Here is a 16,231-nt window from a genome sequence, read left to right as displayed (position 1 = left end):
CCAAAGTTCACAGCATGATTGCCGTACCAAAAACAATAAAGAGAGGTGGGACTAGCAGTTATGTCTCAATCCGTAACATTGCAACGTGGACAGGCGGTTGATTTTTACGGCCGCCTGGAGGAGAAAGTGAGAGAACACCAAAGCGGCGCAGCCTTGCTGTTTCTGTACTGCGAAGACCAGCCCGGAACGGAGTCCTGCGTTCAGCAGTTCGTGGATCAGCTGCCGGGCGTGGAGACGGAGGTGCTGCGGGACGAGAGCACGGGCGTGCTCGCCGTCGTCATGCCGGGATTCACGCTGGATGCGGCCCACTACCAGGCGCTTCTGCTGAAACAGCAATTGCAAAGCCGGCTTCAGCAGGCGGATCCGCGGATTACGCTGGCGGCCGTACAGGAGGCGCCGTCCATGCAAACGATGAAGCAGATGGCCGAGACGGCGCGTCTCAGCACATCCTCCGACATTCATATATTCACGGAAGAGGATACAGGCAGCGCTCAAAGCCGTATCCTGATCGTTGATCAGGACAAAGCGGTCAGGGAGTTTCTGCAAATTCGGCTTACGATGCAGGGTTATGAAACGCTGGAGGCCGTGGACGGTCTGGAAGCACTGGAGCTCATTCCGAAATGGGAGCCGGATCTGGTGCTGACCGAGCTGAACCTGTATGGGATTGACGGCCTTCCGTTCATCCATCATATCCAGCAGCTGGATATGAAACATCCACCCAAAATTGTCGTGCTGACGGAGAAGCGCGTGGAACAAACGATTAGTCAATGCTTCCAGAGCGGAGTGGATGATTATGTGACGAAGCCCTTCTCGCCGGTGGAGCTGGATGCCCGCATCCGGCGCTGCCTTCACTAAAGCGGGGGGCGGGTGGACTTAAACGACTTTACTCGCACAGGAAACATGTTCATGGGAGCGGGAAAACTGAGCTTTTTCAAGGATCCAAACCGTATCATCCCGGTGCCTCCCGAAAAAGAGAGACCTGCTGCACAATGTTGAGATCCTTTTAAAAGAAGGGCTCAGGCAGACCGAACAGACTATACATCCGATGGAGGTTGAATGCTTGTGAACGAAGAATACGAAACTTTATTGAACGCCATTGAGAATAAAAAGGCGGTATTAGGTGTTGTGGGACTGGGCTATGTAGGATTGCCGCTGGCTGTAGAAATGGTCAAGCAGGGCTTTACGGTTGTCGGGATCGATCTTGATCCGAACAAGATTGAACGGATTTATCGCGGCGATTCGTATATTACCGACATTTCGTCCGAGGAGCTGGCCGCATGCATGGAGACCGGACGCTTCAAGCCGACGACGGACTACAGCATGATTGCGGTGATCGACGCAGTCAGCATCTGCGTACCGACTCCGCTCAGCGAAAACCAGGACCCGGATACGTCTTACATTACGATGGTGGTCGATCAAATCAAGCGATTCATGAAGCCTAATCTGCTCATTACGCTGGAGAGCACGACCTATCCGGGAACGACGGAGGAACTGATCCAGCATGAGATCGAGAAGCTCGGGTTCAAGGTCGGCAAGGACTTCTACCTGTGCTTCTCGCCGGAGCGGGTGGATCCCTCCAACAGCAAGTTCAATACGCGGAATACGCCGAAGGTAATCGGCGGCACGACCGAAGCTTGCCTTAAGCTGGGCGTTGCGCTTTACCGTCAGTATGTCGAGACGGTGGTGCCGGTCAGCAATCCGAAAGTAGCCGAAATGTCGAAGCTGCTGGAGAACACGTTCCGCAGCGTGAACATTGCCTTCGTGAACGAGATGGCGATGATGTGCGACCGGATGGGGATCGATGTCTGGGAAGTCATCAATGCCGCCGCTACGAAGCCGTTCGGGTTCATGCCGTTCTATCCGGGGCCGGGCATCGGCGGACACTGCATTCCGCTTGATCCGATGTATCTGTCCTGGAAGGCGAAGGGCTTCCGCTTCTACAGCAAATTCATCGAGCTGGCCCAATCGACCAACGACAATATGCCGTACTACGTCATCAACAAGACGGCAACGATACTGAACGAATATGCGAAATCGGTCAAGCGCTCCAACATTTTGCTGCTGGGCATGGCCTACAAACCGGACATCAGCGACCTCCGGGAGTCTCCGGGGCTTGAAGTATATGAGCTGTTCAAGGAAAACGGAGCCAAGGTGGAGTACTACGATCCGTACGCCGTCAGCTTTGTCGACAAGAACGGGGAGACCATCCGCAGCGTGGAATACGATCTGGCCAAATTCCGCAGCTACGATTGCATCGTGCTGATCACGAACCACAGCAAGCTGGACTACGGCACCATCGCATCCCTTGGTGTTCCGATTCTGGATACGCGAAATGCGTTTAAGGACTACGCGCGCCCGCATATCTACAAGATCGGCCATTCCGTGCAGCATGTGACCGAGCCGGACGAAGCGGTTCTGATCTAAGGACATCGAAAGGAGAGGAATGAGGTTGAACCACGCAAAAGCAAAGTACGGCATCCTTGCGGTCCTCATCGGTCTTTTGCTGCTGATCCTCTTTCTTCCCCATTCCGAGAAGGTGAATCAGAACAAAGCGACCTGGCTGTGGGATGCAAGTCTGATTCGGAGCGAGCCGGAGGAAATTGTCACGTTTAGCGTGAATCACGGAATTACGACGATCTTTCTGCAGATCCAGCAGGACGTGCAGGAGGAGGAGTATCGCCGCTTTATATCGGCGGCATCGCGTGAGGGCATCCAGGTCCACGCGCTGGACGGCCACCCGGAATGGGCTTATGAGAACGGCCGCGAGGAAGGGCTTAAGCTGTTGTCCTGGCTTGAGGCTTACAATCAGGTAGCCTCGCCTGAGGAGCGGTTTCAGGGTGTGCAGCTGGATGTGGAGCCTTACGTGCTGAAGCGATGGGATCGCGAGCAGGCGCAGGTGGTGAAGGAGTGGAGCGCGAACATGGAAGCCTGGGTACAGGAGGCCGAGCGCATCGCCCTTCCCCTTAGCGCGGCGGTTCCTTTCTGGCTGGATTCCGTGCCGGGGCCGGAAGGCAATCCAGATGGCTCCTTCAGCCGATGGATGATCGAGCGTACGGATTCGATCGCAATCATGGCTTACCGCGACAGCGGCGAGCAGATGTACGAGCTGTCCAAGGAAGAGCTGGAGCAGGCGGATGAGCTCGGCAAATCGGTCTGGATCGGAATGGAGCTTGCCCATACGGATGAAGGAGAGCATCTCACCTTCTATGCCAAAAGCCGGGGAGAAATGGAGGACGAAGCCGAACGGGCGGCCTCGCTCGGGAGCGGGCATCCGTCATTTGCCGGCATCGCGGTCCATCATTATCAGGCGTGGGTGCACAAGAACATGGCGATGGCTAAGGATGAGCAGTAGAGAGGCACCTGTCCGGACGTTCATCCCTTGCTCCGATCCATGACGAATAGGCCATGTATTCTTGGGTGCATGCAGCACTTATATCAAAACCGGAAGCTGTAATCATAAAGACTGCGTAAAAAATTCACAAAGACACCTTTCAACGTCTTCATAGACGGGCGAAGGTGTTTTTTGTTTCTGCAATTTTTTGCTTCTGTAATTTTTTGTTTCTATATATAAGCTGCCAATGCCGTTAAAATGGAAACTCCACGATAAAATCAGGGTGATTTGAGCCGCTGTCAAAATTATTTGAAAAAATTTTTTTTGAAGGATAAAAGCGGCTGGAGACACGGATTACAGGGCGATTGCGTCCTTCCTTTGACGAGCGGCGGCCTTCTGCATGCTCCGACTTATTCAGATTTTATTTAGAGTGTCTCTATATACTGATCCATGGCATGCGGCCGATAAAGTTTATCTATCGCTCGCAAAGGATCAGCTGAAGCGGGATTTCATGTCGGGATTCTTTGAAAATGAAAGTAATCATATGAAAACAAGAAAGAAAAGCTGTCGGAATCAGAAAAAATAATCTATATTCTAAATAGGAAATTAGAAGGGAGACTAAGGTCCCGCAATGAATAGAAGGAGTATAAATATGAATGGATTAACCACGAAATCACAGGCCGCATTACGCAGTATCATGATCGTCGTCATGCTGTCGATGCTGTCTGCTTGCAGCCTTTTCGGAGGATCAGCTGCAACCAAGGAGGAGACCGGCGCGGTCGAGCCTGCAGCCAAAGTCGAACGGTTCACCGGCGAGAAAAGCCGGGAGATCGATTTCGTGTATACGGCACGAAAAGAGCTGTCCTTGACCTTTAACGGCATGGGGGACAAGCAGACGATGCAGGCACTGCTGAACGAGCTTGATACATACAACATCAAGGCTACCTTTTTTCTGCCCGGGATGAGAGTCGCGGAGGAGCCTGACATTGCCAAGGAGATTTTGGCCCGCGGACATGAGATCGAGAATAACACGCTCAATGCGCTCGATTTGAGCAAGCTCGATTATGACGGGGTGTATAAGGAAATTCGTCTTGCGAACGATGTCATCCAGCGCGAGACAGGCGTTCAGCCGAAGTATGTTCGGACCCGGTCCGGCGACTATCCCGAAGATGTCCCGCTGGCGGCCGCACATCTGGGAATGAAGGCTGTCGTAAGCTACAACATTAACCCGAAGGACCGCAACATGCAGAGCGCTCAGGAGCTTGGCGAGTATATCGCAAGGTATATGTCCAGGGGCGGGATTATTTCACTGAACACGGACATCAATCCGGAAGTGGTCGGTTCCGTGAAATATATTGCGGAGGCTGCCGGCGACATCGGGTATTCGCTTGTAACACTGGACGAGCTGGTGAACAACGGCGGCGTGCGGAAGCCCCTGGAGCAAATTCCGGGTTACGACGCGGCCAAGATCAATCCAGACTATAAAAATTCGAAGTACGAGCTGGTCTACAAAGCTGACACGAACCGCAAAGAGGTGGCGCTGACGTTTGACGACTTTGGCAGCGACAAGACGGTGACCAAGATTCTGGACATCCTGGAGGAGCATGATGTCAAAGCAACCTTCTTCCTCCGGGCCAAGGGCGTCGAGTCCAACCCGAACCTGGCCCGGGCCATGGTGGAGGGCGGACATGATGTAGCCAACCATTCCTACAGCCATCCTGTTGTAACCACCCTTACGCCGGAGGCATTGCAAGAGGATGTCGTAAAAGCCCACCAAGTCATTACGGAAGCCATTCAGGAGCAGCCCGTCATGCTATTCCGGCCGCCGACGGGCGTCGTCGACGATATTCGCGCCAAGGCGCTGGCGGCAACCGGATACCCGGTCATCGCCATGTACGATGTCACGACGCTCGATTGGGACGTGAGCAACAGCGCGGACGATATCGTTCACGGAGTCATGACGAAGACGGAGCCGGGAAGCGTCATCCTGCTCCATATGCTTGATGACATCCATACGATTGAAGCACTGCCAAGGGTGCTCGAAGGTCTCAAGGCGAAAGGCTATACGTTTGTAAAGATGGCGGACCTGATTCAGGAACAGGAATAACAATTTGCATATTGGGGATGGAATAAAATGGATACTTATCAAAACATCGCGGACCGTGTTGATAAATTGGCGGTGGTGGGGCTCGGATACGTCGGGCTTCCGCTGGCCGTGGCCTTTGCCAAGAAGGTTGATGTTATCGGCTTCGATCTGAATTCGGAGAAGGTCATGCAGTACCGAAACGGCATCGACGCGACAGGGGAGCTGGAGCTTGAGCTGGCCGGATGCACGGCGGAGTTTACATCCGATCCGGAAAAACTGAAGGAGGCCCGCTGTTTCATCGTAGCGGTCCCGACGCCGGTCAAGAGCGGGAACGTGCCCGATCTGAAATTCGTGCGCGATGCGAGCCGTTTGATCGGCCGCGTGCTTGCACCGGGATCGATCGTTGTGTATGAATCGACCGTATACCCTGGGGTCACCGAGGATGTGTGCATCCCGATCCTGGAAGAGGAGTCGGGGCTTGCCTTCGGAACGGATTTCAAGGTCGGGTATTCTCCGGAACGCATCAATCCGGGGGATCGGGTGCATCGGCTGGAGAATATCGTAAAGATCGTCTCGGGCAGCGATCCGGAAGCGCTGGAGACGGTAGCGCGGCTCTATGAGCTCATTATCGAGGCGGGCGTGCACCGGGCCGAGAGCATCAAAGTCGCTGAGGCGGCCAAGGTGATCGAGAATGCCCAGCGGGATATCAACATCGCCTTCATGAACGAGCTGTCCATGCTGTTCAACGAGATGGATATCGATACGAATGCCGTACTGCGGGCAGCCGGGACAAAGTGGAATTTCCTGCCGTTCCGGCCCGGTCTGGTCGGCGGGCACTGTATCGGAATCGATCCGTACTACCTGACTTACAAAGCAGAGGATAGCGGGTATCATTCAAAAATCATACTGGCCGGAAGACATATTAACGACGGCATGGGCAAATACATCGCGCAGCAGGTCATCAAGCTGGCCGTCCAGAAAGGGCTGGACATCAGCCACGCCAAGGTGGCTGTGCTGGGGCTTACCTTTAAAGAGGATTGCCGCGATATCCGCAACTCCAAGGTGATCGATATTATCCGGGAGCTGCAGGATTACGGCGTGCAGCCGCTGGTCGTGGACCCTTGCGCCGACGGCAAGCAGGCCTATAAGGAGTACGGGATTGAACTGACCGCTTTGGAGGAGCTGCAGGACATTCAGGTTGCGATCGTAGCGGTTGCGCACAGCGAGTTCAAACAGCTTGGAATTACGGAATACACCGAGATGTTCGGCTCCGGCCAAGCGAACATCATGATCGACGTAAAGGGCATTTATCCGAGAAGTTTATTCGAGAATAACGGCTTCCATTACTGGAGCCTGTAACGATGGATGGGAGAGCTCAATGTTGAAGTTTAGAAAAAAAGACAAGAGGATCAAGGAGGTTCTGACGGAACCCCGAGCCGACCGCCGTACCCTGTCCTACGTGCCGGATCCTGAACAGATCCGGGTAACCGCCGACCGAAGAGGCAAGCATGCGATGAAGAATGGAGACAACGGAGCCGATCCGGACTACTTGAACCAGCTTCGAACCCTCAGCCTGCGCTATGTCGCTGAGTTCGACGTGCGGATTCTTCCTGGCGGACAAGGGCGTAAAGCAGCCCTTCAAGGGACCTCTTCGGACATATCGGCCACGGGCATGCTGTTGAAGCTGCCTGCAGCTAATCCAGGCATTAAAGTCGGGGACAAAGTTCGGGCGAAATTCAAAATTCCGCCCGGCGCCATGCCTGAAGGGTTTGAATCGCGCGTTCATATTGACGCAACCGTTGTCCGTGCTTTCGTAGACGCGACCGGCGGCACCCAGGTCCATATGCTGGCCATTGAATTTGATAAGCCCCTGACGGAATACATGAGGCGCAAGCGCTGGGGCTACTCCGTATATTCGGCCAGCGCGCTGCTGTTCGGAGCCGTGCTCTTCATCATGCTCATGCGGGCCGAGAGCATCATCTATTTCAAATATAATATGGTCCTGTATTTGTACAGCTTGATTGCGGCGCTGTTTCTTCTAACCCGGTATCTGTTCGGAGCGCTTTACCGGGATGTGCCGATCAATCCGGAATATACGCCCGGCGTGTCGATCATTATCCCGTGCTTTAACGAGGCGGAATGGATCAAGCGGACGATCCTCAGCTGCATGAATCAGGATTACCCGGTCGATAAGCTGGAGGTCATTGTCGTCGATGACCGGTCAACGGACCAGTCCGTGGAGCAAATTGAAGAGATGATCCAGCTCATCCATAGCGAAGCGGAGCGGTATTCTACCCGGGACCGGCTCACGTACACGGTTCTGCCTGAAAATGCAGGCAAGCGGGTCGCGCTGGTGAAGGGCGTGGAAATGGCCAAGCATGATTTGGTCGTGTTCGTCGATTCGGACAGTTTCCTCGATCCGACGGCCATTCGCCACCTCGTGCAGCCGTTTCAGGATCCGAAGATGGGCGGCGTTGCCGGCCGGACCGATGTCGAGAACAAATACACGAATGCGATCACGAAGCTGCAAACCGTCCGCTACTATATTGCTTTTCGGATTATGAAGGCTGCAGAGTCGTGGTTTGACAGCGTAACCTGCTTGTCCGGACCGCTGTCTTGTTACCGGAAAGAGCTGATTCTCCAGCATGCGGACGCGTGGCTTAACCAGAAGTTTCTGGGGCGGCCGGCTACGTTCGGGGATGATCGGAGCATGACGAACTTTATTTTGAAGACGCATCGCACGACCTACCAGGATTCGGCGATTTGCTCGACGATCGTGCCTTCCCAGACGAAGGTGTTCTTGAAGCAGCAAATGCGCTGGAAGCGTTCCTGGCTGCGGGAATCGCTGCGGGCCGGAGGATTCATTTGGCGCAAAGAGCCGTTTATGGCCCTGTTCTTTTATATCGGCTTGATCGTGCCGATAGCTGCGCCGGTCGTCGTCGTGTATAACCTGATGTACGTTCCGATCGTTCACGGGATTTTCCCGGGGACCTTCCTGATGGGACTCCTGATGATGGCTCTGCTCATGAGCCTCGCGCATCTGCTGCTCCGGAAGAGCAGATTGTGGGTATTTGGCTTCGTGTTCTGCTTGTTCTATGAGTTCGTGCTGTTGTGGCAAATGCCGGTCGCCTGGTTCACGTTCTGGAAATCGACCTGGGGCACGCGGGAAACGCCGCAGGACGTCGAGGCGAAGCTGAAGAAGGAAGCGCGCAGGCGCAAAGGCAAAAAATTCGGACTGCCGCAGTAAGGCAGCTGCCGATGTTGAAATGAGGATGGCGCAAAAATGAGTAAGAAGCGTAACCCTGCCCTCAACGTTAAGAGGAAAAATCGCAGGAAAGTCATAAAGGTCATCGGCCAAATCATACTCCTGGCGGTGGCGGCCGTCGTTTTGATCAACGCGGTCTTCGACCTTCAAACCTACCAGGAGCCGGACAAGTCAAAATGGCGTCAGGACGAAGGCTTCATCGCCTTGTCCTACTTCGGAGTCGGACGGAGCGGGACGTCCAAGCTGGTGTCGCAGGATCAGCTGGACGCCCAGCTCAAAGCACTGTATGATCAAGGCTACGAGACGATTTCGCAGCAGGACGTGATCGATTATTACGAGAAGGGCGCGCCGCTGCCGGATAAAGCCCTGTTCCTGTCGTTTGAAGACGGGCGGAACGATTCCGCGCTGTTCGCGCAGCCGATTTTGGAGAAGTACAACTTCAAAGCAACCTTCCTGTCGTATGCGGACAAAATGGGCAACAGCGAACGAAAATTCCTGCAGCCCAAGGATATGCTGAAGATGACCCGGACCGGCTATTGGGAGCTTGGGACGAACGGTTACCGCTTGACCTATATTAATATTTTTGATGAGGACGGCCGCTACATGGGCGTCAAGGACGAAAAGGATTTGACCGACAAATCGAACGTTGAATATTACAACCATTATCTGATGGACTTTATCCGCGACGAGAATATGATTCCGATCGAGGACCGAGCGGAGATGGAAGCACGGATCGGCGCCGATTATGCGGCGATGCGCGATGTGTACAGCAATAAGCTCGGTTACGTGCCGGGAGCCTATATGATCATGCATGCGAACGCCCTTGGCGAAGGGATGAATGAGCTGGTCGACAAGGCGAATACTGAGCAGATCCGGCAAACGTTCAAGATGAATTTCAGCCGCGAGGGGACGGCGATGAACGACAAGCAGGGAGATTTGTACAACCTGACGCGCGTCCAGCCTGCGCCCTACTGGTCTACCAACCATTTGAGCATGAAGCTGCGCAAGGATTCTGGGCAGGATATGACGTTTGTGACGGGCGACGATAAAGAGGCTGCCCGATGGGCAGTGGAGGGCGGAGCGGCCGAATTCGACGGCAGTCGCATCATCGTAACCTCTCCTCCGTCCGGCGAGGGACGTATTCGTCTTCGCCAGGATCCCGGCGCTGATATGACCGTAACGGCCAACCTGCTCGGCAACGTGGTCGGGCGGCAATCGATCTATGTTCGTGTGGACGAGAAGGGGGATTCGTTCCTGCGGCTCGTTCTTGAAAATAACGTGCTGCGGGTAGAGCAAAAAGCACCGGGCCAAGAGCCGAAAGAGCTGTTCGAGCAGACGCTGCCAGACGTGCAATGGGGCGAAGAGGACCTGAGGTTCGATAAAGCATCCGTATACACGAAAGAGCAGACTTTATCGGGGGATCGGGACGATGATGAAGAATATCCGATCAATATCCTTGGCAACAGGAAGCTGGAGCTGACGGCAATCGGCGATACGCTTAAGATTAGCGTTGACGGCCAGGTGATCCTTGGCGGTCAGCCGGTGGACAGCGCAATCCGGGGAGGCGGCGTCGCCCTGGGATCGATGTACCATGAGCAGAACCAAAAGGACGACATCTACGACGGGATCTTCGAGAACGTTACGGTATCTGCTATTGATCCGAATGGGGGCAAGGACGTACGGTATACGAACAAGCCCTCAGGCTTGGAAGGCGCCGTCTGGCGCGTTCGCCGCACATTCGATACAGCTGTGAATTGGGCGGTCGAAACATTCTAAATGGGATCGAGCCGTCGAAATCTTCTTAAGTGAGATCCAGGCGGTAGCGACACCCCAGGTGAAGTCTAGGCGGTCAGGACATTCTAGGTGAGAGTCAGATGGACGGGACATCCAAGATGATCATAGATGGACGAGACAGCTAGGTGAGATCAGGCGGTCGGGACACCCTGGGTGAGACCATAAATGGACGAGACTATATGAGAAGGTGGCGGTAAATATGAGCCTCAACAAAAAATGGATCTGGGCGGCGGCCGTCACTATTCTCGCTGCGGCGTTTTTTCTATGGCGCGAATGGAGAAGCGGCGCGGATGAACTGCCGCCACCGCCGTCATCCGGGATTCGCCTGTCTGCCTGGATCGCGGATTGGCAGTGGAAGCCCGGGGTGCTAGATCTGGAGCAGCTTGGCGGAAGCGTTAAGGGGCTCAGCATGTTCGCGGCTTATTTTAATCACAGGGATGAGCTTCATTTTACGGAACAGTACGGAGAGGCGCTGCCTGAAGTCCGAGAGGCTGCGACAGCAGCCGGTGTGGAGCGCATGCTGCTGACCATCGTTAATGACAGGTTTGGCGAGGATGGAACGGCGGTTCAGAAGGATCCGGACCTGGTGTCGAGGCTTGTGGCTACGGACACGTCCCGGGAGAAGCATATCAACCAGATCGTCGACACGGTGAAGGACTCCGGATTCGACGGGGTTGAGATTGACTACGAAAAGGTTCATAAACGTGATCTTCGCAAGCTGACTTTGTTCTATGGCGAGCTGTATGAACGCCTCCAGGCAGAGGGATTGAGCCTTCGCATTGTGATTGAGCCCGGCTTGAAGACGGAAGGACTGGATTTTCCGGAGGGTCCTTCTTATGTCATGATGGCCTATAATCTGTACGGTGGCCACAGCGGCCCGGGACCGAAGGCCGACCACCGGATGATCCGGAATTTGGCCGACAAGCTGCGCAGTTTTCCCGGGAACACCTCCTTGGCGCTGTCGGTGGGAGGCTTCGATTGGCCGGATGGCGGCAAGGTCGCCTCGTTGACCGAGAAGCGGGCGGCCGAGCTGGCGGATTCAAGCTCCGCCGCTCCCCAGAGGGATGCCGATAGCGGCGCTCTGCACTTCGAGTATACGGATGATGCGGGGGTCCGTCATACCGTTTGGTATGCGGACGGGACGACGCTTGCAGGCTGGATGGCAACGGCGATGAACGCCGGCATTTCGGATATCGCCATATGGCGTCTGGGTGAGCTCGTGCCGGATACGCTGAAGCGGTTGAGGGAGGAAGCGGGCAGTTGATTGGTGAAGGAGCTAAAAGTAGCTGGTAAGCGTCGGAACAAGTTCCTTCTAGGGGCTTGTTGGGAGCCAAAGTGGCAGGTAAGCACCGGTGCAAGTCCCTTTTGAGGACTTGTGGAGCCAAAGTGGCAGGTAAGCGTCGGAACAAGTCCCTTCTAGGGACTTGTGGAGCCAAGGTAGCTGGCAAGCACTGGAGCAAGTCCCTTTAAGAAACTTGTGGAGCAACCGGAGCAACCGGAGCCCCCTCAGCTAAATAAAATGCGGTTAAAACGGAATTTTGGTAACTATAATCCGTCGATAAATTGCTATAAATAGTGGTAATCGATCATTATTCAAAAATAAAGAGATGGTGGTGCGCGGATAACATCCCGGGCGCCGCCATCTTTTGTCTTGGATAAGGAGTAAAATGTAACGCATGCTGTATAGTGGAGACTATTGCGGCACCCGCGCGGAATGCCATCGAGGATTAATGTATCAATTTGGACTCCCTGGCTTTGCGGACCAGTCCGCTGCTTGCCCGGTTGATCGGCTTTTTAAGGACGATGCCGATGACAAGGGCAATAACAGCGAAAATTAGCAGCATCAGCAAATCCCGGTAGACGATATCCCATAGGATGCCGCCGACGGCTTCACGCATCATGCTGATGGCGTAGGTGAACGGCAGATAAGGGTGCAGCGCCTGGAAGAAGGGCGGCGTCATCTGGATGGGGAACGTGCCCCCCGCGCCGGCCAGCTGCAGAACGAGCAGCACGATCGCCAGCGCCTTGCCGACATTCCCGAACACCGAAACCAGCGTATAGACGATCAGCATGAATACAGCGCTGGCCAGGAGCGCGAATACGATGAACCAGTCCGGATCGGATACGTAGGTTTTCAGTAAATACAGATCACCAATCGTGACGAACAACGCCTGCAAAAGCGCGATGGTAAGAAACGTCAGGTACCGTCCGAAATACACCTCTACGCTGCGAAAGCTCCTTTCCTCGTCATGCACGTCGACCGTAAGGAGCGAGACGAGCAGCAGCGCCCCGACCCACAGCGATAAGGTGGTGAAGAAGGGGGACATTGCCGAGCCGTAGTTGGGAATCGGGTACAATCGATTCTCCTTCAAAACCACAGGCTCGGCAAAAAATTGGCTCTCGAGCTCGAAGTTGTTTTGCAGCAAATCGATAATTTCCTGGATATCCCCGCCCGCCTCCAGCTCGCGTATTTTATTGGCAAGATTCGTTATGCGCTGCTCCGCCTCCGGTAGCCTGTTTTTCGCGAGCTGTACTTCTTGACCCCCGAGCTTCAGGCCAGCCCCGGCATCCTTTAGCAGCTTCTGGATATCCGGTACGATTGCCAGTGCATGGCTGAGCTCGCTTTGTACCCGTTTCGCCGTTTCTTCGCCTTTGTTGAAGGCACCTCGAATCGCCGGGCCAATCTCGCTGTCATACCGCGTCAGCAGAGTGCCGGTCAATGCGTGGATGTCATCGGCCAGCTTCTTGAGCTTGTCGATCGACTCCTGCGGTGGCGTATCGCCTTTCTCCAGCGCTTCTCCGATTACGGTAAGGACGGATTCGGCGGAGGCAAGCCGAGCGGCGATCTCATTCAGCCGTTCCGCCCCTGAGGCGGCTGCAGGCGAAATACTGCCAAGCCGCTGGAACAGTGCGCCGAGCCGCTTGGCTGCCTCGGATCCGACCTTTGCCCGCTCCGCAGCGGTTTGGATCCGGCGTTTGAGCTCTTCGGGATCGATATCGGTCTGACCGAGCGCATCTGCCGCTTGCGATATCGTACCCGATACTTGCTCAAGCACCTCCAGATCCTGACGGAGCGCGGGATCAAGCGAAGCGGAGGCCGCGGCTGCGCGATCAGCAAATTCGACCAGCGCCCCCGCCATTTGCTCTCCTGTCTGCGCAATATCCTTGAGGCGGGGCAGCGCGGCATTCGCCTCTTTAACAAGGCGATTGGCGAGCTTGATATCCTCCTCGGCCGTCATGACCGCTTGATTCAGCTGCGGGAAACTGTCCTCCAAACGGAACAGCAGGTCGCGGACCCTGTTAATGGTCGGCAGCTCGTTCTTGATTTCGATGCCCAGCCGGTTGAAGATTTCAAAGATGGTTCCGTTTGCCGTTTTGATGAAGTTTTTGCTAATCTCCTCCACGACGCCCGACGCGCCCTGTGCGGTCACTTTTGGAGAAATGGCATTGATCTTCTCGTTCGTATAATACAGAATTTCGGCTTTGACCGGTTCATCCCCAAGCACGGTTCCAATGCGGGCAGAGAAATTCTCGGGAATGACGATGGCCGCATAGTCATCGCCGCGGCGCACGCCTTGAACCGCCTCCTCGCTGCCCTCCGTGAACCGCCATCCCAGCTTTTCGTTGGTTTTCAAGGATGCAACGATTTCCTTGCCGAGATTAATCGGCTGATCGCGCAATGTGGTGCCTTTATCCAGATTGGCTACGGCAATCGAAATGCCCGAGGTCTGGGCATAGGGATCCCATGAGGCAAGGATGTTAAACCAAGCGTACAGCGAGGGAAGGACAGCGAGCCCGAGAATGATGACGGATGCGGCCCAGTTTCGGGTTATTCTTCTGAGATCGGCTGCATAGATATGGAAGATATTCTTCATAAAAGCTCCTGCCTTGTGTGTATTTGGAGCTTAGTATGGCTTATAAACGATTTTGGGATACGGCCCCGATCCGTGCTGCAAGCTCCTGCATGAAGGCAGCCGAGTCGAATGCTAGCATGCATTCGTATCCGCGGCACAGATACTTGATTTCGAATCCGGCGGCGGTACGGCGACGGGCCAGAATGCGTATGCCGCGGTGCCGCATCTGCCGCCGGACTGTCCATAGCCGGTCGGCATTATCTCTGCCGGCATGCCGGAGGATGAGAGCATAAAGGTCAGCCAGCTTGAGCTCGAGGGTTGGCAGCAGATTCATATCGCGTGTAAGCACGGATTCAATGACCGCATGCAGCATGTAGTCTTGAATGAGGGCTTCATCCTCCCGGGTGGGAAGAGGGGGGGCCGTCCGTTTCATATGCGACACATCCTCAACGATAGATTCAAAAGGGAACATGTGTTCTATTATACCTATGGTATGCCAATCGTATGCTTCCCGCAATCCATAATTTCTGCCAGAAGGGAGGAGGGGCATCAAAGACGTCAAAAACCTCTTTAATTTTTTACAAAAGCTTATGTGAATTCCAGTAATTGAAAGCTGTCTGTTTAGCTTGCTGCTCTTTTGTGTTATAATGATATTAGCAGTCAACTAAAAGAGAAAGGATCAGGATACCATGAGTCCCCGAAGGACGAATCCCCAAAGGACGATTTGGAAACGTTATGATCTCTCATACACATAGCTTCCTTCGTAGAGCGAAGTCGGACGTCTGAAGACCAGGACGGTCTCTACGAAAGGAATGGGAACTATGGTTCGAAGGATGAACTCCTCACGGTTGCCTCTGCGTAGAGATTGGCCTGTGTCTGACCAATCTACTACGACAAGAGGGATCCTGTATGAGGAAAAATCAAGAGTCGATTATCGCCATGTCGGCGATGATGTTCGGAACGTTTTTAATGGCATTTGCGTATTACCACATTAATTTTTATAATCATTTGACGGAAGGCGGATTTGTTGGCCTGGCGCTGTTGGGCAAGTATGTGCTGGATATTCCGCCTGCGCTCAGCATGATCCTGATGGATATTCCGGTATTGCTGATCGCTTGGTTTGTAAAGGGAAGAAAATTCATCATTCATACGGTTGCGGCAGCGAGCATGTTCACGCTCTTCTATGCGTTGATGGAGCGATACTCGACGCTCGTCATCGATCTTGGGAATAATCTATTGGCAGCTGCGCTGCTGTCCGGGGTGTTGACCGGCTTTGGTGCCGGCATCGTCCTCCGATTCGGCGGAGCTACGGGTGGAGATGACGTGATCTCTGTTCTGTTCAGCGAATGGAGCGGACTGAAGGTAGGAACGGTCTTTTTCCTAATGGATGCGATCGTGCTTCTCCTTTCCCTGTTTTATATGCCGCTGGTTGAAACCTTGTATACCATATTAGCCGTATCCATTGCGGGGCAAATCATCACGTTGACGGTAACCTTCGGTACGGAGAGAACCGGCAAGAAGCAAGGCCCGAAGCCAGCGCGCTCCCAGCGAGCCGCCGTTGCGCCGAAACCTGCGCAGCATACGGTAAGCGGCCGGTGATGATCCGGTTGTACGAGAGGAAGGGGCGGTCTATGCTTAAGCCCCGGTGTGAAATGCACTTGTTCAATAAGCGAATCCATCATACAAGCAAAACGGCCTTTTTCCTGAATGTGATTGGGGGGAAGGCCGTTTAACTTTTACTGGCGTTATTTTGGTGTCCAAGGAAAATGCGAATACTGCACCGAATAAGAAAAACTAACATGCCGGTCGGATCTTGGTCTGCTTACGATAAAAAAGAAGACCGGTCTAACGCTGCGGCAAACCTGAGCTTCATCCTGAACATCCGATATGGGGCAAAACAT

11 protein-coding genes are annotated in these 16,231 nt (G+C 54.2%); 9 read left to right on the top strand and 2 right to left on the bottom strand.

What is annotated here, in order from left to right; genetic code table 11:
* Nucleotides 1–60: 60 nt before the first annotated feature.
* From BBD41_RS04970 to BBD41_RS04935, 8 genes are all read left to right on the top strand, one after another.
* The gene (locus BBD41_RS04970) at nt 61–855 is read left to right on the top strand and encodes a response regulator transcription factor (protein WP_099476873.1); all 795 of its coding nucleotides are present in this window, start codon (nt 61–63) and stop codon (nt 853–855) included.
* 207 nt (nt 856–1,062) lie between these two features.
* Entirely contained in the window at nt 1,063–2,424 is a 1,362-nt protein-coding gene (locus BBD41_RS04965; protein ID WP_077568914.1) for a nucleotide sugar dehydrogenase, read from the top strand.
* A 19-nt stretch (nt 2,425–2,443) separates the two neighbouring features.
* Nucleotides 2,444–3,352: a hypothetical protein gene (locus tag BBD41_RS04960; RefSeq protein ID WP_167392958.1), complete on the top strand. Its 909-nt coding sequence runs from the start codon at nt 2,444–2,446 to the stop codon at nt 3,350–3,352.
* A 631-nt stretch (nt 3,353–3,983) separates the two neighbouring features.
* Nucleotides 3,984–5,438 (top strand): polysaccharide deacetylase family protein, encoded by a 1,455-nt coding sequence (locus BBD41_RS04955; RefSeq protein WP_099476871.1) that lies wholly within the window; start codon nt 3,984–3,986, stop codon nt 5,436–5,438.
* Nucleotides 5,439–5,465: 27 nt separating this feature from the next.
* The gene (locus BBD41_RS04950; protein WP_099476870.1) at nt 5,466–6,776 is read left to right on the top strand and encodes a nucleotide sugar dehydrogenase; all 1,311 of its coding nucleotides are present in this window, start codon (nt 5,466–5,468) and stop codon (nt 6,774–6,776) included.
* A gap of 19 nt (nt 6,777–6,795) precedes the next feature.
* On the top strand, nt 6,796–8,664 hold the full coding sequence (locus BBD41_RS04945) for a glycosyltransferase (protein WP_099476869.1): 1,869 nt from the start codon (nt 6,796–6,798) through the stop codon (nt 8,662–8,664).
* Nucleotides 8,665–8,700: 36 nt separating this feature from the next.
* Entirely contained in the window at nt 8,701–10,458 is a 1,758-nt protein-coding gene (locus BBD41_RS04940; protein ID WP_099476868.1) for a polysaccharide deacetylase family protein, read from the top strand.
* Nucleotides 10,459–10,675: 217 nt separating this feature from the next.
* Nucleotides 10,676–11,740, top strand: coding sequence for a glycosyl hydrolase family 18 protein (locus tag BBD41_RS04935; RefSeq protein ID WP_099476867.1), 1,065 nt, complete (start codon nt 10,676–10,678; stop codon nt 11,738–11,740).
* A 463-nt stretch (nt 11,741–12,203) separates the two neighbouring features.
* Here BBD41_RS04935 and BBD41_RS04930 read toward each other — a convergent pair whose 3' ends face one another.
* Both BBD41_RS04930 and BBD41_RS04925 read right to left on the bottom strand, forming a co-directional pair.
* Nucleotides 12,204–14,351 carry a YhgE/Pip domain-containing protein gene (locus BBD41_RS04930; protein WP_099476866.1) on the bottom strand — a complete coding sequence of 716 codons (2,148 nt, stop codon included), beginning with the start codon at nt 14,349–14,351 and terminating at the stop codon, nt 12,204–12,206.
* Between the two features lie 40 nt (nt 14,352–14,391).
* The gene (locus BBD41_RS04925; protein WP_099476865.1) at nt 14,392–14,763 is read right to left on the bottom strand and encodes a YhjD family protein; all 372 of its coding nucleotides are present in this window, start codon (nt 14,761–14,763) and stop codon (nt 14,392–14,394) included.
* A gap of 476 nt (nt 14,764–15,239) precedes the next feature.
* On the opposite strand from BBD41_RS04925, the gene BBD41_RS04920 reads away from it, so the two are divergent.
* The gene (locus BBD41_RS04920; protein ID WP_028407303.1) at nt 15,240–15,929 is read left to right on the top strand and encodes a YitT family protein; all 690 of its coding nucleotides are present in this window, start codon (nt 15,240–15,242) and stop codon (nt 15,927–15,929) included.
* Nucleotides 15,930–16,231 lie beyond the last annotated feature (302 nt).

It is taken from the genome of Paenibacillus ihbetae, assembly GCF_002741055.1.
Taxonomy (GTDB): domain Bacteria; phylum Bacillota; class Bacilli; order Paenibacillales; family Paenibacillaceae; genus Paenibacillus_AQ; species Paenibacillus_AQ ihbetae.
The sequence above is the reverse complement of the archived record's forward strand: the minus strand, read 5'-3'. Positions and strand labels throughout refer to the sequence as shown.

Coding starts and splice junctions, on each gene's coding strand:
- BBD41_RS04950 (WP_099476870.1), top strand. CDS start 5,466: ATGGATACTTATCAAAACATCGCGGACCGTGTTGATAAATTGGCGGTG.
- BBD41_RS04930 (WP_099476866.1), bottom strand. CDS start 14,351: ATGAAGAATATCTTCCATATCTATGCAGCCGATCTCAGAAGAATAACC.
- BBD41_RS04935 (WP_099476867.1), top strand. CDS start 10,676: ATGAGCCTCAACAAAAAATGGATCTGGGCGGCGGCCGTCACTATTCTC.
- BBD41_RS04920 (WP_028407303.1), top strand. CDS start 15,240: ATGAGGAAAAATCAAGAGTCGATTATCGCCATGTCGGCGATGATGTTC.
- BBD41_RS04940 (WP_099476868.1), top strand. CDS start 8,701: ATGAGTAAGAAGCGTAACCCTGCCCTCAACGTTAAGAGGAAAAATCGC.
- BBD41_RS04960 (WP_167392958.1), top strand. CDS start 2,444: ATGAGGTTGAACCACGCAAAAGCAAAGTACGGCATCCTTGCGGTCCTC.
- BBD41_RS04955 (WP_099476871.1), top strand. CDS start 3,984: ATGAATGGATTAACCACGAAATCACAGGCCGCATTACGCAGTATCATG.
- BBD41_RS04970 (WP_099476873.1), top strand. CDS start 61: ATGTCTCAATCCGTAACATTGCAACGTGGACAGGCGGTTGATTTTTAC.
- BBD41_RS04945 (WP_099476869.1), top strand. CDS start 6,796: ATGTTGAAGTTTAGAAAAAAAGACAAGAGGATCAAGGAGGTTCTGACG.
- BBD41_RS04925 (WP_099476865.1), bottom strand. CDS start 14,763: ATGAAACGGACGGCCCCCCCTCTTCCCACCCGGGAGGATGAAGCCCTC.